17 protein-coding genes are annotated in these 19,074 nt (G+C 72.8%); 12 read left to right on the top strand and 5 right to left on the bottom strand.

Annotation, left to right across the window (positions count from 1 at the left end; translation table 11 throughout):
* Positions 1-2: 2 nt before the first annotated feature.
* The gene (locus AQI94_RS14935) at positions 3-692 is read left to right on the top strand and encodes a sugar transferase (RefSeq protein WP_051832942.1); all 690 of its coding nucleotides are present in this window, start codon (positions 3-5) and stop codon (positions 690-692) included.
* On the top strand, positions 692-1,672 hold the full coding sequence (locus tag AQI94_RS14930; protein WP_063760215.1) for an NAD-dependent epimerase/dehydratase family protein: 981 nt from the start codon (positions 692-694) through the stop codon (positions 1,670-1,672). The genes AQI94_RS14935 and AQI94_RS14930 overlap by 1 nt, the downstream gene beginning before the upstream one ends.
* Here AQI94_RS14930 and AQI94_RS14925 read toward each other — a convergent pair.
* A complete protein-coding gene (locus AQI94_RS14925) occupies positions 1,635-2,591 on the bottom strand; it encodes a class I SAM-dependent methyltransferase (RefSeq protein WP_062229759.1) in 957 nt (318 codons plus the stop codon). The genes AQI94_RS14930 and AQI94_RS14925 overlap by 38 nt on opposite strands.
* A gap of 153 nt (positions 2,592-2,744) precedes the next feature.
* Here AQI94_RS14925 and AQI94_RS14920 point away from each other — a divergent pair, with 153 nt between their 5' ends.
* From AQI94_RS14920 to AQI94_RS14905, 4 genes are all read left to right on the top strand, one after another.
* A complete protein-coding gene (locus AQI94_RS14920) occupies positions 2,745-4,010 on the top strand; it encodes a glycosyltransferase (protein ID WP_051832288.1) in 1,266 nt (421 codons plus the stop codon).
* Between the two features lie 44 nt (positions 4,011-4,054).
* On the top strand, positions 4,055-5,368 hold the full coding sequence (locus AQI94_RS14915) for a UDP-glucose dehydrogenase family protein (protein WP_031047338.1): 1,314 nt from the start codon (positions 4,055-4,057) through the stop codon (positions 5,366-5,368).
* Positions 5,369-5,457: 89 nt separating this feature from the next.
* Positions 5,458-6,477 carry a dTDP-glucose 4,6-dehydratase gene (locus AQI94_RS14910; RefSeq protein WP_031047335.1) on the top strand — a complete coding sequence of 340 codons (1,020 nt, stop codon included), beginning with the start codon at positions 5,458-5,460 and terminating at the stop codon, positions 6,475-6,477.
* Positions 6,474-8,276: a glycoside hydrolase family 15 protein gene (locus AQI94_RS14905; protein ID WP_031047332.1), complete on the top strand. Its 1,803-nt coding sequence runs from the start codon at positions 6,474-6,476 to the stop codon at positions 8,274-8,276. The genes AQI94_RS14910 and AQI94_RS14905 overlap by 4 nt, the downstream gene beginning before the upstream one ends.
* On the opposite strand, the gene AQI94_RS14900 is transcribed toward AQI94_RS14905, so the two are convergent.
* The 3 genes from AQI94_RS14900 to AQI94_RS14890 form a co-directional block, all read right to left on the bottom strand.
* Positions 8,266-9,051 (bottom strand): GntR family transcriptional regulator, encoded by a 786-nt coding sequence (locus tag AQI94_RS14900; protein ID WP_031047329.1) that lies wholly within the window; start codon positions 9,049-9,051, stop codon positions 8,266-8,268. The genes AQI94_RS14905 and AQI94_RS14900 overlap by 11 nt on opposite strands.
* Before the next feature lie 28 nt (positions 9,052-9,079).
* Positions 9,080-10,954, bottom strand: coding sequence for a 3D-(3,5/4)-trihydroxycyclohexane-1,2-dione acylhydrolase (decyclizing) (gene iolD / locus AQI94_RS14895; RefSeq protein ID WP_031047326.1), 1,875 nt, complete (start codon positions 10,952-10,954; stop codon positions 9,080-9,082).
* Positions 10,955-11,057: 103 nt separating this feature from the next.
* Complete coding sequence (locus tag AQI94_RS14890) at positions 11,058-11,981, bottom strand: PfkB family carbohydrate kinase (RefSeq protein WP_031047322.1); 924 nt, start codon at positions 11,979-11,981, stop codon at positions 11,058-11,060.
* Positions 11,982-12,240: 259 nt separating this feature from the next.
* Here AQI94_RS14890 and AQI94_RS14885 point away from each other — a divergent pair, with 259 nt between their 5' ends.
* The 6 genes from AQI94_RS14885 (at position 12,241) to AQI94_RS14860 (ending at position 18,341) form a co-directional block, all read left to right on the top strand.
* Positions 12,241-13,260 (top strand): sugar ABC transporter substrate-binding protein, encoded by a 1,020-nt coding sequence (locus tag AQI94_RS14885; protein WP_037942708.1) that lies wholly within the window; start codon positions 12,241-12,243, stop codon positions 13,258-13,260.
* Positions 13,260-14,339, top strand: a complete 1,080-nt coding sequence (locus tag AQI94_RS14880) for an ABC transporter permease (RefSeq protein ID WP_031047315.1) — start codon at positions 13,260-13,262, stop codon at positions 14,337-14,339. Before AQI94_RS14885 ends, AQI94_RS14880 begins: the two co-directional genes overlap by 1 nt.
* A 7-nt stretch (positions 14,340-14,346) precedes the next feature.
* Positions 14,347-15,264 (top strand): ATP-binding cassette domain-containing protein, encoded by a 918-nt coding sequence (locus AQI94_RS14875; protein WP_031047312.1) that lies wholly within the window; start codon positions 14,347-14,349, stop codon positions 15,262-15,264.
* Between the two features lies 1 nt (position 15,265).
* Entirely contained in the window at positions 15,266-16,168 is a 903-nt protein-coding gene (locus tag AQI94_RS14870; RefSeq protein WP_031047309.1) for a sugar phosphate isomerase/epimerase family protein, read from the top strand.
* A 10-nt stretch (positions 16,169-16,178) separates the two neighbouring features.
* Positions 16,179-17,198, top strand: a complete 1,020-nt coding sequence (locus AQI94_RS14865; RefSeq protein ID WP_031047307.1) for a Gfo/Idh/MocA family protein — start codon at positions 16,179-16,181, stop codon at positions 17,196-17,198.
* Between the two features lie 150 nt (positions 17,199-17,348).
* Positions 17,349-18,341, top strand: a complete 993-nt coding sequence (locus AQI94_RS14860; protein WP_062229758.1) for a hypothetical protein — start codon at positions 17,349-17,351, stop codon at positions 18,339-18,341.
* A gap of 384 nt (positions 18,342-18,725) precedes the next feature.
* Here the strand turns inward: AQI94_RS14860 and AQI94_RS14855 are convergent.
* On the bottom strand, positions 18,726-19,074 hold a 349-nt coding region (locus AQI94_RS14855; RefSeq protein WP_404817916.1), incomplete at its 5' end, for a Gfo/Idh/MocA family oxidoreductase.

Below are 19,074 nucleotides of genomic sequence, written 5' to 3'. Positions count from 1 at the left end.
GCATGGAAACCATCGAAGGGGTGCCCCGCCAGGCACTGTCCCCGGGACCCGCGGCACGGCTCGCGCCCGGGCGCCGGGTCCTCGACGTCGCCGTCGCCGTGCCCCTCCTGCTGCTGCTCGCCCCGCTGCTGGCGCTGCTCGCCCTGGTGGTGCGGGTGACGACCGGCCCGCCGGTGCTGTTCCGGCAGGCGCGGATCGGGGCGGGCGGGGAGGAGTTCACGTTCTACAAGTTCCGCAGCATGCGCAACGGCAGCGAGGGACCTCAGGTCACCGGGGACGCCGATCCGAGGGTGACGGGCACGGGGCGGCAGCTGCGCAGGCTCGGTCTCGACGAGCTGCCCCAGCTGTGGAACGTCCTGCGCGGCGACATGACGCTGGTCGGCCCGCGCCCCGAGGTCCCGGACCTCGCGCGCCGCTACCCGCCCGAACACCAGTGGGTGTTCCGCCACCGCCCCGGCCTCACCGGCCCCTGCCAGCTCCGCTCACGTGCCTACGCCGCCCAGCTGGACGGCTGCCCGGATCCCGAGGACTACTACCTGAAGGTGCTGGTGCCCCGACGCACCGCCCTGGACGCGGAGTTCCTGAGCCGGGCCACGGCGTGGAACGTCGTGCGGTACGTGGCGCGGACCGCCCTGTACCTGCTCCGCGCGCCGTGGGGCCGGGACCCGGAGTGCCGAGGGGGCGGTTCCTGATGCGGGCCGTGGTGACGGGCGCGGCCGGGTTCATCGGCTCGCACCTGTGCGCCCACCTGCTGTCACACGGGGACGAGGTCGTCGGGATCGACGCGTTGACGGAGTTCTACGACCCCGCCCGCAAACAGCGCAACCTCGACCGGCTGCTCGGCCGGGAGGGGTTCAGCTTCCGCCGCGGCGACCTCCTCGCCCTGCCCGTCCGGCCGCTGTTCGCACAGGCCGACGCGGTCTACCACCTTGCCGGCCAGCCCGGGGTGCGCGGTTCCTGGGGACCTGAGTTCGCCGTCTATCTGGAACGCAACGTCCTGGTCACCCAGCGGGTACTGGAAGCGGCGCGGGACACCGGACTGCGGCGCCTGGTCTTCGCGTCCAGCTCGTCCGTGTACGGCGACGCGGAGGCCTACCCGACCCCGGAGACCGTGCGCCCCCGGCCGGTCTCCCCGTACGGCGTCACCAAGCTCGCCGCGGAACAGCTGTGCGAGACCTATCGCACCGTCTTCGGCGTCCCCGCCGCCTCGCTGCGGCTCTTCAGCGTCTACGGCCCCGGTCAGCGGCCCGACATGGCCTTCGCCCGCCTCGTCGCGGCCGCGGCCGGCCGGCGTCCCTTCCCGCTGTACGGCGACGGTGGCCAGAGCCGCGACTTCACCTACGTCGGGGACGTGGTCGCCGCGATGCGTGCGGCGGCGCTCTCTCCCTGGACCGGTGTCGCCAACCTGGGCGGTGGCAGCGAGGTGACCCTGCGTCAAGTCATCGACCTGCTGGGCCGCTTGGGCGCCGCGGTACGGATCGTCCCCGGGCCGGCCTGCCCGGGCGACGCCCGCCGTACGGCCGCCGACATCAGCCTGGCCCGGGACGCCTTCGCCTACCGTCCGGCCACGGACATCCGCACCGGCCTGACGGCGATGCTGCGGGCCGAGCCGGCGCCGGCGGGCGCGCCAGATGTCATGAGGACCCCTGTGCCCCCCGGTAATAGGCGATGATCTCCGCCTCCGTCATCTCCCGGTCCCGTCTGCGGCCCAGGAAGTACAGCGCCGACGCGTCGTCCTGTGCGAAGTCCGGCGGCACCAGGCGGTCCAGGGCACGCAGCCAGCACAGGGCCGCCCGGGTCGCACGCCCCGCGAAGGCGCTGCGGGTCAGGCCCCGCACCAGGTGGTCGACGCTCCACACCAGCTGGGTGCCGGGGCCGGAGACGGGTCCCGCGGCGAGCTCCTCGAAGCGCCGGAACAGGTAGCGGTGGCCGCTCGCGGTGTAGCGGGTGAAGTCGTGGGCGCCGGCGTGGACCTGTTGCAGGAACGGTGTCTCCGCGTAGACCAGCCCGTCGTCCTTCAGGACCCGGTGGATCTCGGCGACCACCTGCGCGGGGTCCAGGACGTGCTCCAGCACGGCCTGCACCAGCACCGCGTCGACGCAGCCCGTGCGCAGGGGGATCCGATGGGCGTCGGCGACGAACTGCGTCACCGGGCTGGTGACGATGTCGAACCCGATCACCCGCACGCGCGCGTCCCGGTAGGCCGCGCCCACCCCGTTCCCGACCGTCGCGCCGCCCACGACGAGCAGTGTCGGCGCCGGGCCCGGCAGGGCGCGCAGCAGCAGGTCGATGTTGCGGGCGGCGACCCGGTTGGGCGGCTTGACGAGGCGCCGCAGGGGAGCGGGCAGGGCGTCGGCGCCGCGGCGGACGGACGGAGCCGGCGCGGGGGAGGCGACCGCCGCCCGGCCGACCACGCTGTGCTCGAAGTCGACTAGCACGGGCCGGCCCGCCGTCTCGGGAAAGGCCGGGGACGCGTGGTACGCGCAGTCCGGCGCCGAGCACCGCAGCCCTCCCGAGCCGGACTCCAGGTCCGAGCGGCAGCGCGGACACACCAACAGCGGCCCGATCAGGTCGGGTTCGGCCAGCACCATGGCTGCTCCTCCACTCGCCCGTCCGTCGACGCCTCCGGTTCTCCGGAGCACGCACCCCCTCGCATTTTTGTCCCGATTGACCAGGTTCGCCCGATCGGTAAGATGTACGTATACGTCGTAAATATACGGTATCTAGTCCGGGGGTGACGGATGATGCGGCACGGGACGCTGGTCCCCGGTGCGGGGCGGCCGGCCAGCGGATTCGACTGGTCGACGACGCCCCCGCCGGTGGCGCCGGTGGCGGAGCTGCCGCCCCTGCCGGCGCTCTCCCGCGTCAAGGTCCTCCATGTCATCACCCGTCTCCAGGCCGGGGCCGGCGGCAACACCCTGCTGTCGGCCCTCGGCATGGACCCCGCCCGGTACGAGGTCTGGATCGCCGGAGTCCCCGGCGGTGACCTCTGGGAGAGGGCCCGGGCGGCCGGGGTGCGCACGGTGGAGATACCGGGATTCCGGCACACCCTCACACCCCTGGACCTGGTGGTGCTGTGGCGGCTGACGCGCCTGATCAGGGGCGAGCGGTTCACCATCGTGCACACCCACTCCGCCAAGGGCGGCTTCCTCGGCCGCCTCGCCGCCCGGCTGAGCCGCACTCCGGTGGTCGTGCACACCTTCCACGGCGTGAGCTTCCACCCGTACCAGTCCCGCGCCCGGCGGCTGCTCTACCGCCGCCTCGAACGCGTCACACGCCGCTTCACCCACCGCTTCCTCGCCGTCGCGCCCCGCGTGGCCGAACAGGCCGTCGAGGAGCGCCTCGCCCCACCGGGGCACGTCGAGGTCGTACCGTCGGCGGTCGAGCTGACGCACATCCCCGAACGCTTCGATCCCCTCGCCCGCCGCGTGCTCGGAACACCGCGCGGCACGGCCCTCATCGGCACCGTCGGGCGGCTCGACAGGCAGAAGGCACCCCTGGACTTCGTCCGCATGGCCGCCGCGCTGCGGGCCGAGTGCCCCGACACCGCCTTCGTGATGATCGGCGACGGGCCGCTGGAGGGGGACGTCCGGCGGCTCGCCGCGGAACTGGGCGTCGAGTTGATCCTCACCGGGCACCGGACGGACGCCTCCTGGCTGGTGTCAGGACTCGACGTCTTCGTGATCACCTCCCTGTACGAGGGACTGGGCCGGGCACTGACCGAGGCCCTGGCCACCGCCCGGCCGGTCGTCGCCACCGCCGTGAACGGCGTACCCGACCTGGTGGAGCACGGCGCCACGGGACTGCTCGTCCCGCCCGCCGACCCGGATCGCGCCGCCCGGGCCGTCCGCTGGCTGCTCGACCACCCGCGGCAGGCCGCCGAGATGGGGCGCCAGGGGCAGCGCCGGGTCCGCGGTGGCTTCGGCCCGCAGGCCATGTGCGCCGCCCTCGACGCCTGCTACCGCGAGCTGCTGGGTCTGCCCCCACCCGGCCCGGCCCCCGGTCCGTGACCCGGGCCGCCCCCCACTCGCGCCACCCGCCCTGGGAGATCGACATGCGCCTCACCGTCATCGGCACCGGATACGTGGGAGCCGTCCACGCCGCCTGCATGGCGGACATCGGTCACCAGGTCCTCGGCGTGGACATCGACCCGGCCCGGATCGCCGCGCTCACCGCCGGCCGTACGCCGTTCTACGAACCCGGTCTCGCCGGGATGATCAAACGCACCGTGGACGCCGGCCGGTTGCGCTTCACCACCTCGACGGCGGAGGCCGCCCGGTTCGCCACCACGCACTTCGTCTGCGTCGGCACCCCACCACGGCCCGGCTCCGACGCGGCCGACCTGCGCCATGTCGAAGCCGCCGTCACCGGGCTGGCCGCCCACCTGCCGGCCGGCGCGGACGGCACGGTCCTGGTCGGCAAGTCCACCGTGCCGGTCGGTACGGCACAGCGGCTGGCCGACCGGCTCGGCTCCGCCGCCGACGTCGCCTGGAACCCGGAGTTCCTGCGCGAGGGCCGCGCGGTCCAGGACACGACGCGCCCGGAACGCATCGTGGCGGGCGTCCCCACGGCACGCGCCGAAGCACGGCTGCGGGAGGTCTACGCGCCCCTGACAGCGGTCGGCACACCCTTCATCGTCACCGACCCCACCACCGCCGAACTGGTCAAACTCGCCTCGAACTCCTTCCTCGCCACCAAGGTCTCCTTCATCAACGCCATGGCGGAGATCTGCGACGCCACCGGCGCCGACGTCCTGACCCTGGCCGAGGCCATGGGCGCCGACCCCCGCATCGGCCCGGGCTCCCTGAACCCCGGCCTCGGGTTCGGCGGCAGCTGTCTGCCCAAGGACATCAGGGCCTTCGCCGCCCGCGCCGAGGAACTGGGGCTCGGCGAGTCGGTGGCCTTCCTCCGCCAGATCGACGAGATCAACACACGGCAGCGGCGCCGGACGGCCGAGCTCGCCGAGCGGCTGGTCGGCGGATCGTTCGCGGGCCGTCGGGTCGCCGTCCTCGGGGCGTCCTTCAAACCCGGCAGCGACGACGTCCGGGACTCGCCCGCACTCGCCGTCGCCGAAGCCGTACGCGTCCGGGGCGCCCAGGTACGCGTCCACGACCCCGAGGCGGCCGACAACGCCCGCGCCGCCCACCCGGCCCTGCAGTTCGCGCCGGACGTGACCAAGACATGCGACCGGGCCGACGTGGTGCTGCACCTCACCGAGTGGCCCCAGTACCGGGAGCTCGACCCGGCGGCCCTGGCCCGCGTCGTGCGCACCCCGGTGATCGTCGACGCCCGCCACACCCTCGACCCGAAGGCCTGGCGCGCGGCGGGCTGGCGTCTGTACGCCCCGGGCCGCCCCAGGCTCGGCTGACAGCGACAAGGCGGGACAACCATGCGCACTCTCACCCCTGCCGGTCCCCGTCCGGCGCCCCGGGACGACGCCACGGCGCGGATTCCGTCATGACGACCACCCGCGTCCTCGTCACCGGCGGAGCCGGGTTCCTCGGCTCGCACTACGTCCGCATGCTGTTCGGTCCGGACGGCCCCCCGGACATCGCGGTGACCGTCCTCGACAGGTCCGGCTCCGCCGCCGGCCCGGCCGGCCTCGACGACATCCCCCGCTCGGACCGCTTCGCCTTCGTCCCGGGCGACATCTGCGACCGGGACCTCGTCGACGGACTGCTCGCGGCCCACGACCAGGTCGTGCACTTCGCCGCGGAGCGCCGGGCCGCGTGGTCCGGCCGGGAAGCCGAGGACCTCGTACGCACCAATGTGCTCGGCACCGAGATCCTGGTCGACGCCGCTCTGCGGCAAGGGCCGAAGAGGTTCGTCCACATCTCCTCCGACGAGGTGTACGGCTCGATCCGGGCGGGATCCTGGCCCGAGACCGACCCGCTGCGGCCCAACTCGCCCCGGGCCGCCACCAAAGCCGCCTCCGACCTGATCGCGCTGGCCTGGCACCGCACCCACGGCCTCGACGTCCGCGTCGCCCGGGGCTCGACCACCTACGGCCCCCGGCAGCTCCCCGAGCGGGTCGTCCCGCTGTTCATCAGCCTGCTGCTGGAAGGCAGACCGGTCGTCCTGCGCGGCGGCGGGCACGACGTCCGTGACTGGCTCCACGTCGACGACCATGTCCGCGGCATCGAACTCGTCCGGACCCTCGGCCGCCCCGGCGAGGTCTACAACATCGGTGCGGGCAGCGAACGGTCCGTCCGGGAGCTGACCCGCGTGCTGCTGCGCACCTGCGACGCCGACTGGGGCATGGTCGGGTTCGGGGCCGACCACGAGGTCCACGACCGGCGCTGCTCGGTCGACTTCAGCAAGATCCGTGACGAACTCGGCTTCGCTCCGCGCCGGGACCTGGTCACCGGCCTCACCGAGACCGTCGCCTGGTACCGGAGCCACCGCTCCTGGTGGGAACCGCTGCTGCGGCGGGCCGAACGGAACGAGGGGAGCGAGAGGATGCCTCTCCGGTCATGAACGCCCGCATCGAGGACTACGCGCTCCTCGGCGACCTGGAGACCGCCGCCATGGTCGGCAGGGACGGCTCCGTCGACTGGCTGTGCCTGCCCCGCTTCGACTCCCCGGCCTGTCTCGCCGCGCTCCTGGGCACCGCGGACAACGGCTTCTGGCGGCTGGCCCCCGTCACCGGCGGACGCTGCACCCGGCGGGCCTACCGGCCCGGCACGTTGGTGCTGGACTCCTGGTGGGAGACGCCGGCGGGCGAGGTGCGGGTCACCGACTTCATGCCGCCCCGGACCCAGCTGCCCAGCCTGGTGCGCGTGATCGAGGGGATCTCGGGTGCCGTGACCCTGCGCAGCGAACTGCGGCCCAGGTTCCACCAGGGCCGGGTCGTCCCGTGGGTCAGGGACACCGGCGCCTGCACCGTCGCGGTCGCCGGGCCGGACGCCCTCTGGCTCGGCGCGGACGGCCCGGTGCGGGTGTCCCGGGGGACGAACACGGTCGACTGGGAGGTCACCGTCCCGGCCGGTCACCGGCTGTCGCTCACCCTGGTGTGGGCGCCCTCGCACCTGCCGGACCCGCCGGCCCCCCTGGCCGTACCCGTCGAGACGGTCCTCAAGGCCGCCGTCGACGACTGGCGGGGCTGGGCCGCCCAGTGCCGTTACGAGGGGCCGTGGCGGGAGGCCGTCGTACGGTCCCTGATCACGCTCAAGGCGCTCACCTACGCGCCCACCGGAGGTGTCGTCGCCGCGGCCACCACCTCACTGCCCGGCCTGATCGGCGGCGAGCGCAACTGGGACCACCGGTTCTGCTGGCTGCGGGACTCCACGCTCACGCTGTCCTGCCTGTTGCGCAGCGGCTACCGGGACGAGGCCGCGGCCTGGCTGGACTGGCTCGTGCGGGCCGTCGCCGGGGACCCGGCGGACCTCCAGACGGTGTACGGCGTCCGCGGGCAGCGCCTGCTGCCGGAGACCGAGGCACCCTGGCTGGCCGGCTACGAGGGGTCCCGGCCGGTGCGGTTCGGGAGCTCGGCGACGGGTCAGTTCCAGCTCGACGTGTACGGCGAGGTACTGGACACCCTCTGGCTGTCGCTGCGGGCGGGCATTCCCATGCCGGGTCATGTCTGGGCGCTCGTCGAGGCGTTGATGAGCTTCCTGTGCCGGCACTGGCGCGAGCCCGACCAGGGGCTGTGGCAGGTGCGCGGACCACGCCGGCAGTTCGTGCACTCCAAGGTGATGGCGTGGGTGGCCGCCGACCGCGCCGTGCGGATGGGCGAACTGCTGGGACGCAACGGGTCCTCGGCCCAGTGGCGGACGATGCGGGACGAGGTGCACCGGGAGGTCTGCCGGGAGGGCTGGGACGGGTCCCGGCACTCCTTCGTCCAGTCCTACGGCTCCTCCACCCTGGACGCCTCGGCCCTGCTCATACCCCGGCTCGGCTTCCTGCCCGACGACGACGAGCGGGTCCGCGGCACCGTCCGCGCCATGCGGGGGCTGGGTTACGGCGGGTTCCTGCGGCGCTACGCCACGAACGGCGCCGGCGTCCACGCCGTGGACGGGATGCCCGGGTCCGAGGGCGCCTTCCTGGCCTGCTCCCTGTGGTACGCCCACGCCCTCGCCGAGACCGGTCACCCCGGGCAGGCCCATGAGGTCTTCGAGCGGGTCCTCGCCGTCCGCAACGACCTCGGGCTCCTCTCGGAGCAGTGGGACCCCGACACCGGCCGCCAGCTGGGCAACACGCCCCAGGCCTTCAGTCACGTGGCCCTGGTCGAGACGGCGTTCGCGCTGTCCCGCTCGGCCGGCCCCCTCACGGCCTGACCAGCAACTGGAAGTCGAACGCGTACCGCGACGCCCGGTAGATGTGGCTGCCGAACTCCACCGGGCGGCCCGTGTCGTCGAACGCCGTGCGCTGCATGGTCAGGACCGCCGCGCCCTCCTGTTCGTCGAGGCGGGCGGCCTCCTCGGCGGTGGCGGAGCGGGCACCGATGGTCTGGCGGGCACTGTGCAGGGTGACACCCGCGGAGCGCAGCATGCGGTACAGGCCGGTGGACTCCAGGCGGTCGGTGCCGAGGTCGAGGAGGTCGGTGGGCAGGTGGTTGCACAGGAGCGCCACCGGTTGTCCGTGGGTCAGGCGCAGGCGTTCCAGCACCGTGACCGGGCTGCCCTCAGGGAGGGAGAGCGCGGCGGCCACGTCGGGGGAGGCCGGCACGGTCTCGTTGCGCACCACCCGGGTGGCCGGCCCCTGCCCGGCCGCCTCCAGGTCGTCGTAGAGGCTGCTGAGTTCCAGGGGGCGCTTGACCTGGCTGTGCACCACCTGCGTGCCCACCCCGCGCCGGCGGACCAGCAGGCCCTTCTCCACCAGGGTCTGGATGGCCTGGCGGACGGTCGGGCGGGACAGGCCGAGGCGGATCGAGAGGTCGATCTCGTTGCCCAGGAGGTTTCCCGGGGCGAGCGCGCCGTGTTCGATGGCCGCCTCCAGCTGCTGGGCGAGCTGGTAGTACAGCGGCACCGGACTGCCCCGGTCCAGGGCGAAGTCCAGGCAGTCCAGCGCGGGCGCGGTCGAGGCACGTGACGTGTCGCCGGGCTTCGCCATGGGGAACCTCCCTCGAAGGGCCGGGTGATCAGAGGTGGGTGCGGCGGGCGGCCGTCTGGCGGTCGTACTCCGTCCGCGCCCTGACGGCGGCCTCGCGCGAGGCCGTCTCCGCCACCGGCACGTCCCACCAGGCCTCCGCCGGGGGAGCGGTCGCGGTCGCGGTGTCGGTCTCGACGTAGACGCAGGTCGGGCGGTCCGAGGCGCGGGCCGTGGCCAGCGCCTCGCGCAGCTCCCGGACGGTCTTGGCGCGCAGGACGTCCATGCCGAGGCTCGCCGCGTTGGCGGCCAGGTCGACCGGGAGCGGGGCCCCGCTGAAGGTGCCGTCGGCGGCCCGGTAGCGGTAGGCCGTGCCGAAGCGCTCGCCGCCCACCGACTCCGACAGGCCCCCGATGGAGGCGTAGCCGTGGTTCTGGATGAGGACCAGGTTGATCGGCAGGCCCTCCTGGACCGCGGTGACCAGCTCCGTCGGCATCATCAGATACGTGCCGTCGCCGACCAGCGCCCACACCGGGGTGTCCGGGGTCGCCTGCTGGACGCCGATGGCCGCGGGGATCTCGTACCCCATGCAGGAGTAGCCGTACTCCAGGTGGTACTGGCGCGGACCGCGGGCCCGCCACAGCTTGTGCAGGTCACCGGGGAGCGAGCCCGCCGCGTTGATCACCACGTCCTCGTCGCCCACGACCGCGTCCAGCGCGCCGAGCAGCTGGGTCTGGGTCGGTACGGCGCTCTCGTCGGCGGCGCGGTAGGCCCGGTCCACCACCTCGTCCCAGCGCTCCTTGCCGGTGCCGTAGGCGGCCTCGTACGCCGGGTCCACGCGGTGGCCCGCCAGCGCCGACGCCAGTGCCTCCAGACCCGCCCGCGCGTCGCACACGACCGTCCGCGCGGCCAGCTTGTGGGCGTCGAATGCGGTGATGTTGAGGTTGAGGAAGCGCACGTCCGGGTTCTGGAAGAGGGTGCCGGAGGCCGTGGTGAAGTCGGAGTAGCGGGTGCCCACGCCGATGACCAGGTCCGCGGTGCGCGCGAGGTCGTCGGCCACCGCCGTGCCGGTGTGGCCGATGCCGCCCACGTCGGCGGGGTGGTCGTGGCGCAGGGCGCCCTTGCCCGCCTGGGTGGAGGCGACCGGGATGCCGGTGGCGTCCACCAGCGCCTTCAGCGCCTCCTCGGCCTCGCTGTGGTGGACTCCGCCGCCCGCGACGATCAGCGGCCGCTGCGAGGACCGGATCGCGTTCACGGCCTCCGCCAGCTCCACCGGGTCCGGCACGGGCCGCCGTACCCGCCACACCCGCTCGGCGAGGAACTCCTGCGGCCAGTCGTACGCCTCGGCCTGCACGTCCTGGGGGAGGGCGAGGGTGACCGCGCCGGTCTCGGCCGGGTCCGACAGGACGCGCATGGCCTGCAGGGCCGACGGGATGAGCGCCTCGGGGCGCTGGACGCGGTCGAAGTAGCGGGAGACCGGGCGCAGGGTGTCGTTCACCGACACGTCCGCCTCGGTGGGGTGCTCCAGCTGCTGGAGGAGCGGGTCCGCGGCGCGGGTGGCGAAGTAGTCGCCGGGCAGGAGCAGGACCGGGAGGCGGTTGATCGTCGCCAGGGCCGCGCCGGTGACCAGGTTCGTGGCGCCCGGGCCGATCGACGTGGTGACCGCCTGGGCGGAGAGGCGGTTGAGCTGGCGGGCGTGGCCGACGGCCGCGTGGACCATCGCCTGCTCGTTGCGGCCCTGGTGGAAGGGCATCGCGTCCTCGCCCGCCTCCAGGAGGGCCTGCCCGACACCCGCCACGTTGCCATGGCCGAAGATGCCCCAGGTGCCGGCGATCAGCCGGTGCCGCACGCCGTCCCGTTCCGTGTACTGGACGGACAGGAAGCGCACCAGGGCTTGGGCGACGGTCAGACGGATGGTGGCGCTCATCAGGACTTCTCCGGGGCGGTGTGGAGGGGGAGGTGGGAGGCGGCCGGCAGGGCCCGCCAGGACGGCGGGGCACCGCGGGGCGCCGGGGTCGTCGTACGGCCGGTCACGGTGCGACCTCGTCGAGGAGGCCGTCGACGTCCGCCTGCGTCGGCATCGCCGTGGAGCAGGCCAACCGGGCGGCCACGTGCGCGCCGGCCGCGTTGGCGTACCGGACCGTCCGCTCCAGGTCCCAGCCGGAGAGCAGCCCGTGGCACAGCGCGCCGCCGAAGGCGTCGCCCGCGCCGAGGCCGTCGACCGCCTCGACCGGGACCGGCGGGACCTCGGCCGTGGTGCCGTCCCGGTGCACGGCGAGGACGCCCTCGGGGCCCTGCTTCACCACGGCGAGTTTCACGCCCGCCGCCAGCAGGGCCTCGGCGCACGCCCGGGGTTCGCGGACCCCGGTGGCGAACTCGCACTCGTCGAGATTGCCGACCGCGACGGTCGCGTGCCGCAGGGCCTCGGCGTAGTGCGGCCGGGCCTCGTCGGGGTCTGCCCGGCCCGGGCCGTTCCAGAGCGCGGGCCGCCAGTCGAGGTCGAGGACCGTGGTGCCCGACCTGTCGCGGCACTTGAGCGCGGCGAGCGTGGCCGAGCGGCTCGGCTCCTCGCTCAGGCCGGTGCCGGTGATCCAGAAGATCCCGGCCGCGCGGATGGCGAAGTAGTCGAGGTCGTCCGTGTGTATCTCCAGGTCGGGGGCCCCGGAGACCGGCGTCGAGGAGTCCGCCACCCGGGCCACCCAGCGGTTGTCGACGCCGTACTCCGTGAGGGTCTGGTGGAGATACGCGCCGAAGGCATCGGCTCCGGTGCGGCTGATGACCGCGGTGGAGCGGCCGAGCCGGGCGGCGACGACCGCGACGTCAGCCGCTGAGCCCCCGAGGAACCTCCCGGAGGACCCGCTCCGGGCCCGCGGGACCCCCGGTCGGTGCGGGTGGAGATCAACTCCGATACGGCCCATACTGATCACGTCGAACTGCTGCACTGGCTCGACCATGCGCGACGCTCCTCGGTCCGGACTGGGGATGCGAGGCCCTCCGGGCCCGTTGCATCCCAGGTGTAGGACTCGAAGGGTGACGCTGTCAATAGTTTGTACTTACATTCGGACCTGTTCGTGAAATGATGTCTTAACAAAGTATTGACAGCGGCCGCGCCAGGGGAGTTGGATCCCGTCCCAACGCAAGTTGGCGCGTTTTCACAGATCCCGCCCCCCTTTCCCGACGTTCTCCCCGTCGCACAGTGAGGTGCAAGGAAAGATGGACCGCTCTTCTCTCTCCCGTTCGCGGAGATTCGCTCCCGCCGTGGCCCTGGCTGCGGCCGCGGCCCTGACGCTCGCCGGCTGCTCCAGCAGCTCGGGCGGCAAGAAGTCCGAGGAGAGCGCGGACGGCGCCTCCGCGGGCAAGGCCACCACCCCCCGGATGACCATCGCGCTGGTGACCCACCAGTCGCCCGGTGACACCTTCTGGGACATCGTCCGCAAGGGCGCCCAGGCCGCCGCCGCCAAGGACAACGTCAAGCTGGTCTACTCGGCCGACCCGAGCGCGGCCAACCAGGCCAACCTGGTCCAGAACGCCATCGACCAGAAGGTCGACGGCATCGCGATCACCCTCGCCAAGCCGGACGCCCTCAAGGACGTCGTGGCCAAGGCGAAGAAGGCCGGCATACCCGTCGTCGGCCTCAACTCCGGGGTCAGCGACTGGCAGAAGCTCGGCCTGATGGAGTTCTTCGGCCAGGACGAGTCCGTGGCCGGCGAGGCGCTCGGCAAGCGGCTGAACGAGGCCGGCGCCAAGAGCGCCGTCTGTGTCATCCAGGAGCAGGGCAACATCGGCCTGACCCAGCGCTGCGACGGTGTGAAGAAGACCTTCACCGGCAAGCTGCAGACGCTGAACGTCAACGGCACCGACATGCCGTCCGTGAAGTCGACGATCACCGCCAAGCTCACGCAGGACAAGTCCATCGACTACGTCGTCACGCTCGGCGCGCCCTTCGCGCTGACCGCGGTGCAGTCGGCGTCCGACGCGGGCAGCAAGGCCAAGATCGCCACGTTCGACCTCAACAAGGACCTGACCGGCGCCATCAGCAAGGGCACCATCGAGTTCGCCGTCGACCAGCAGCCCTACCTCCAGGGCTACCTCGCCGTCGACTCGCTGTGGCTCTACAAGAACAACGGCAACTACATGGGCGGTGGCGAGCAGCCGGTGCTGACCGGCCCGGCCTTCGTCGACAAGTCCAACGTCGACGCGGTGGCCGCGTTCGCCGCGAAGGGCACCAGGTGATGGGTATGACCCAGCACGCCGAGCCGGCGGTGACCACACCGCCGGCCTCCGGCCCCGGCAAGGTCACCGACGGCCGGACCTCGGAACGGCCGCTCGCCCTTAGGCTGCTGGCGCGCCCCGAGGTGGGCGTGTTCCTCGGTGCGGTGGCGGTGTGGGTGTTCTTCCTGATCGCTGCTCCGCCGGTGCGCGAGGGCAGTTCGATGGCGAACATCCTCTACCAGTCCTCGACCATCGGGATCATGGCGTTGCCCGTGGCGCTGCTGATGATCGGCGGGGAGTTCGACCTGTCGTCGGGCGTCGCGGTGATCACGTCGGCGCTGACCGCGTCGATGTTCGCCTTCCAGCTGACGCTGAACGTGTGGGCGGGCATCTTCGTCGCCCTGCTGGTGTCGCTGGCGATCGGGTTCCTCAACGGCTGGCTGGTCGTCAAGACCGGTCTGCCCAGCTTCCTGATCACCCTGGGCACGTTCCTGATCCTGCAGGGCGTGAACCTGGCGGTGACCAAGCTGGTCACCGGGAACGTGGCCACCGACGACATCTCGAACATGGACGGCTTCGACCAGGCCAAGAAGGTCTTCGCGAGCTCCTTCGAAGTCGGCGGCGTCCAGATCAAGATCACCATCATCTACTGGCTCGTCTTCGCCGCGCTGGCGACCTGGGTGCTGCTGCGCACCAAGTACGGCAACTGGATCTTCGCGGTGGGCGGCAACAAGGACTCCGCCCGCGCGGTGGGCGTCCCGGTCAACTTCACCAAGATCAGCCTGTTCATGCTGGTCGGCTTCGCTGCCTGGTTCGTCGGGATGCACAACCTGTTCTCCTTCAACACCGTGCAGTCCGGCGAGGGCGTCGGCCAGGAACTCATCTACATCTCCGCGGCGGTGATCGGCGGCTGTCTGCTGACCGGCGGCGCCGGCTCCGCGATCGGCCCGGTCTTCGGGGCGTTCATGTTCGGCATGGTCCAGCAGGGCATCGTCTACGCCGGCTGGAACCCGGACTGGTTCAAGGCCTTCCTCGGCGTGATGCTGCTGGGCGCCGTCATGATCAATCTGTGGGTCAGCCGCACCGCGACCCGGAGGTAAATCCGCTATGACCACTGAAGAGACCGGCCCGCACGGCGCGATCATCCCCGACACCCCCGACACTGCCGCGGGCGGCGAGGACGGGGCGATCGTGGAGCTGCGCGGCGCGGGCAAGTCCTACGGCAACATCCGCGCCCTGCACGGCGTGGACCTGACGGTCCGTCCCGGACAGGTCACCTGCGTGCTCGGCGACAACGGCGCCGGCAAGTCCACCCTCATCAAGATCATCTCCGGGCTGCACCAGCACACCGAGGGCGAGTTCCTCGTCGACGGCACCCCGGTCCGCTTCAGCACCCCGCGTGAAGCGCTCGACAAGGGCATCGCCACCGTCTACCAGGACCTGGCCGTGGTCCCGCTGATGCCGGTGTGGCGCAACTTCTTCCTCGGTTCCGAGATGACCAAGGGCCCCTGGCCCGTCCGGCGTCTGGACATCGAGCGGATGAAGCAGACCGCCGACCACGAGCTGCGCGAGATGGGCATCGTCCTCGACGACCTCGAACAGCCCATCGGCACCCTCTCCGGAGGCCAGCGCCAGTGCGTGGCCATCGCCCGCGCCGTCTACTTCGGCGCCCGTGTCCTGATCCTGGACGAGCCCACCGCCGCTCTCGGCGTCAAGCAGTCCGGCGTGGTGCTCAAGTACGTCGCCGCCGCCCGCGACCGCGGCCTGGGCGTCATCTTCATCACCCACAACCCGCACCACGCCTACATGGTCGGCGACCACTTCAGCGTGCTGCGCCTGGGCACCATGGAACTGTCCGCGGCCCGCGAGCAGATCACCCTGGAAGAACTCACCAACCACATGGCTGGCGGTGCCGAACTCGCCGCCCTCAAGCACGAGTTGTCCCAGGTCCGCGGCGTCGACACCGAAGCCCTCCCCGAAGAGGGAGACCTCACCGCGGCCACCGCCGGCGAGGGGAAGTCCTGAGATGGCGGCCTCACTCGACCGTATCCGCGTCGGTTCCGCCCCGGACTCCTGGGGCGTCTGGTTCCCCGACGACCCGGCCCAGGTGCCGTGGGAACGCTTCCTGGACGAGGTCGCCGAGGCGGGCTACTCCTGGATCGAGCTGGGGCCGTACGGCTATCTCCCGACCGACCCGGCCCGCCTGACCGACGAGATCGCGCGGCGCGACCTCAAGGTCTCGGCGGGGACGGTCTTCACCGGGCTGCACCGCGGGCCCTCGGTGTGGGAGTCGACCTGGGAGCACGTCAGCCAGGTCGCCGCGCTCACCCAGGCGATGGGCGCGCGGCACCTCGTCGTCATCCCGTCCTTCTGGCGTGACGACAAGACCGCCGAGCTCCTGGAGCCGCCCGAGCTGACCCACGAGCAGTGGGCCCACCTCACCAAGGGCATGGAACGGCTCGGCCACGAGGTGAAGGAGGCGTACGGGCTCGACATCGTCGTCCACCCGCACGCCGACACCCACCTCGACACCGAGGACCACGTCGAGCACTTCCTGGACTCGACGGACTCCGAGCTCGTCAACCTCTGCCTGGACACGGGGCATTACGCCTACTGCGGCGGGGACAGCGTCAAGCTCATCGAGACCTATGGCGAGCGCATCGGCTATCTGCACCTCAAGCAGGTCGACCCGGAGATCCTCGCGGACGTCGTGGCGGACGGGGTGCCGTTCGGCCCGGCCGTCCAGCGCGGGGTGATGTGCGAACCGCCCTCCGGCGTACCCGAGTTGGAGCCGGTGCTGGTGGCCGCGCAGAAACTCGGCGTGGAGCTGTTCGCCATCGTCGAGCAGGACATGTACCCCTGCGAGCCGGACAAGCCACTGCCCATCGCGGAGCGCACCCGCACGTTCCTGAGGTCCTGCGGCGCCTGAAGGGAGCACCATGACCGAGCGAGCCACCCTCGGGGTCGCCGTCATCGGCACCGGCAAGATGGGCGCCGACCACGTCCGCCGTCTCCACGAGGTCGTCAGCGGCGCCCGGGTGAGCGCCGTCGTGGACCTCGACGCGGAACGCGCCAAGCAGATCGCGGCCCGCGTCGACGGCTGCACCGCCTACACCGACCCGGCCTCCGCGATGGCCGCGGCCGACGTGGACGCCGTCCTGATCGCCTCACCGGGCCCCGCCCACGAGGCGGCACTCCTGCAGGCCTTCGAGCACGACCTGCCGGTGCTGTGCGAGAAGCCGCTCACCCCCGACGCGGCCTCCGCGCTGCGGGTCGTGGAGGCCGAGCGGAGACTGGGACACCGGCGGGCCCAGGTGGGCTTCATGCGGCGCTGGGACGCCGAGTACATGAAGCTCAAGTCCCTGCTGGAGACCGGCCAGTTGGGGCGGCCGCTCATGCTGCACAACCGGCACCGCAACGCCGCCAGCCCGCCCTTCTTCACCAGCTCCATGCTGATCAGCGACTCCGTGGCCCACGAGGCCGACGCGACCCGCTGGCTGCTCGGACACGAGATCACGGCGGTCACGGTGCTGCGCCCGACCCCGTCGGCCAACGCCCCCGACGACCTCCAGGACCCCCAGTTCGTCGTCTTCGAGACCGACGGCGGCGCCCTGTCCGACGTGGAGATCTTCGTCAACTGCGGCTTCGGCTACCAGGTCCAGGCCGAGGCGGTCTGCGAACGCGGCACCGCCCGCATCGGCGACGGCCACGCCATGGTCACCAACATGGCGGGACGCTGGGGCGGCACCATCGCCCAGGACTTCGTCGAACGCTTCGCCGACGCCTACGACCGCGAGGTCCAGGCCTGGGTCGACGCCACCCGCCGCGGCGAGGTCACCGGCCCCGGCGTGTGGGACGGCTACGCGGCGGCCGCGGTGTGCGAGGCGGGCGTACGGTCGCTGAACGAGGGCGGCCGGGTGCCGGTGGAACTGGTGGAGCGACCCGCGCTGTACGGCTGACTCCCGCTGTACGTCCGACTGCGGGCCGTGCGCGGGGAGTTCGACGAAGTTCCCCCGTGCTCGCTACGTACGCGGTGAATCACGTCATCGGCGTGACCCCGTGTGCCACCATGGCGCGGCTGTCCTCGGCGGGGCGGCGAGGGGGTGGTCATGGGACTCGTACGGATATTCCTGCCGTTGCCGCGCGCGGCGGCCCGACTGGCGCCGGAGAGGGGCGGGCCGCTGCTCGGGGCGGCCCTGTCGTACTGCGTCACGCCCTCCTGGGCGGGACTGCGGTCACCGTCGCCCGCGCGGCGGCTCGCGTGGGCCGAGGAGGCCGTCGCGGTCTACCGCGCGACGGCCGACGCGGACGGGCTCGGCCGCGCCCTGGCTCTGCGCGCCCACGCGTTGCTGCTGTCCGGCCGGTACGAGGAGGCGTGCGCGGCCGTCGACGACGCGGTCGCCGTGCCGGGCGCGCAACCGTCCCCGGCACTGACCGCCTTCGCCGGCGACGTGCGGGCACAGGCCCTCGCGGGAGCCGGCCGCGCCGAGGAGGCCGTGTCCGTGGCACGCGCGTGCGTGGAGGCGTACCGCGGGCTGTCCGCCCCCGAACGCCGGGGGCGGGCGCTCGGCAGTCTGCCCGGTGCGCTGCGCACCTACGGGATGCTGCTCGCCGAGGTCGGCCGGACCGAGGAGTCCGTGGCCGTGTACGAGGAGTGCGCCGCCCTCCTCGCCGCCATGTCGCTCAGGGAGCTGTCCCAGGTCGAGCTGGTGCGGCCGCGGGTGCTGGCCGAACTGGTCGGCGGGCTGCGGGCGTCGGGCCGTCACGAGGACGCGCTGGGCGTGGGTGCCGAGGCCAGGGAGGCACTGCGGGGCCCCGTCGCCTGGGCCGCCCCCGAGATCGTGCTGCCCCTGCGGGTACGACTGCTGGTGGACCTCGCCCGCTGCCACAGCGCCACCGGCGCCCCGGTCGAGGCCCGCGCCTGCGCCGTGGAGGCGGTGGCCGAGGCCCGCAAGCCGCTGGGCGCGAGCGCCCTGCCCTCCGCGCTGACCTGCCTCGCCGACGTCCTCGCAGAACTCGGCGAGCAGGACAGGGAGTCGGGCATCCGTCGCGAACTCGATGATCTGCAACCCGACTTCACGACGGACCGGGCCGGGGGCTAGGGCGGACCGGCCGAGTGGGGCCGGCGGTTGGGGTGGCCTTCCGGAGGTGTCGCAGGTCCGCACGGAGGCGCGGCGGGACGTCCGCTCGGGGCCAAGGTCCGGGCCGGTCGGATGGACGCCCAGGGACAGGTGGCCTCCGGGCGTCGTTGCCGGCCCACCCGGAGGGTGCCGTGGGACTCCGGCCCGGTGCCGGCCGCAGGAGCCGGCCCGGCCACCGGATCAGCGTTGCCCAAGGCCCGCCGGACGCCTCGGCCCACCGCTGCGGACCGGTCTGACAGTCCCAGCGGTCGGGCGGCTCTCCGGTCTTCCTGAGCTGCTGTCGGATCACCCGGAGGCGGCGGCCGGACCCACGCCGTGTCAAGGCCCGGCCCCCACCGACCGCTCTCAGGACGTGACGTACCGGGGCCTCGGCTCGAATCCGGCCGCTCGGTACGCGGTGTCGATCAGGGTCATCGTCGACACCGCGTCGTCCGGGGCCAGCGGCAGCGGGGCGCCCCCGCGCACCCGGTCCGCGAAGGCCTCCAGCTGGTAGGTGTACGACGAGCGGGTGCCGAGCCGCTCGGTGCGTTCGCCGTCCGCCGTGCGCACCACGACCCGGTCGTCCGTGTGCGGCAGCACGAAGTTCGGCGCGAGCACCTCGCCCCGGGAACCGATGATCCGGCAGCTCATCTCCAGCCGGTCGTACGCCATGTGGCAGCGCGCCGACCCGGTCGCCCCGCCCGGGAAGGCCAGG

The organism is Streptomyces pseudovenezuelae (assembly GCF_001513955.1).
Lineage (GTDB): Bacteria > Actinomycetota > Actinomycetes > Streptomycetales > Streptomycetaceae > Streptomyces > Streptomyces pseudovenezuelae.
Note: the sequence above shows the minus strand (reverse complement) of the source record. Positions and strands in the feature narration are given on the sequence as shown.

Excerpts from the sequence above, each read along its gene's own strand:
- AQI94_RS14870 (WP_031047309.1), top strand. The coding sequence starts at position 15,266 with ATGGCGGCCTCACTCGACCGTATCCGCGTCGGTTCCGCCCCGGACTCC.
- AQI94_RS14865 (WP_031047307.1), top strand. The coding sequence starts at position 16,179 with ATGACCGAGCGAGCCACCCTCGGGGTCGCCGTCATCGGCACCGGCAAG.
- AQI94_RS14890 (WP_031047322.1), bottom strand. The coding sequence starts at position 11,981 with ATGGTCGAGCCAGTGCAGCAGTTCGACGTGATCAGTATGGGCCGTATC.
- AQI94_RS14875 (WP_031047312.1), top strand. The coding sequence starts at position 14,347 with ATGACCACTGAAGAGACCGGCCCGCACGGCGCGATCATCCCCGACACC.
- AQI94_RS14930 (WP_063760215.1), top strand. The coding sequence starts at position 692 with ATGCGGGCCGTGGTGACGGGCGCGGCCGGGTTCATCGGCTCGCACCTG.
- iolD (WP_031047326.1), bottom strand. The coding sequence starts at position 10,954 with ATGAGCGCCACCATCCGTCTGACCGTCGCCCAAGCCCTGGTGCGCTTC.
- AQI94_RS14860 (WP_062229758.1), top strand. The coding sequence starts at position 17,349 with ATGGGACTCGTACGGATATTCCTGCCGTTGCCGCGCGCGGCGGCCCGA.
- AQI94_RS14935 (WP_051832942.1), top strand. The coding sequence starts at position 3 with ATGGAAACCATCGAAGGGGTGCCCCGCCAGGCACTGTCCCCGGGACCC.
- AQI94_RS14915 (WP_031047338.1), top strand. The coding sequence starts at position 4,055 with ATGCGCCTCACCGTCATCGGCACCGGATACGTGGGAGCCGTCCACGCC.
- AQI94_RS14885 (WP_037942708.1), top strand. The coding sequence starts at position 12,241 with ATGGACCGCTCTTCTCTCTCCCGTTCGCGGAGATTCGCTCCCGCCGTG.
- AQI94_RS14905 (WP_031047332.1), top strand. The coding sequence starts at position 6,474 with ATGAACGCCCGCATCGAGGACTACGCGCTCCTCGGCGACCTGGAGACC.
- AQI94_RS14925 (WP_062229759.1), bottom strand. The coding sequence starts at position 2,591 with ATGGTGCTGGCCGAACCCGACCTGATCGGGCCGCTGTTGGTGTGTCCG.
- AQI94_RS14880 (WP_031047315.1), top strand. The coding sequence starts at position 13,260 with ATGGGTATGACCCAGCACGCCGAGCCGGCGGTGACCACACCGCCGGCC.
- AQI94_RS14920 (WP_051832288.1), top strand. The coding sequence starts at position 2,745 with ATGCGGCACGGGACGCTGGTCCCCGGTGCGGGGCGGCCGGCCAGCGGA.
- AQI94_RS14900 (WP_031047329.1), bottom strand. The coding sequence starts at position 9,051 with ATGGCGAAGCCCGGCGACACGTCACGTGCCTCGACCGCGCCCGCGCTG.
- AQI94_RS14910 (WP_031047335.1), top strand. The coding sequence starts at position 5,458 with ATGACGACCACCCGCGTCCTCGTCACCGGCGGAGCCGGGTTCCTCGGC.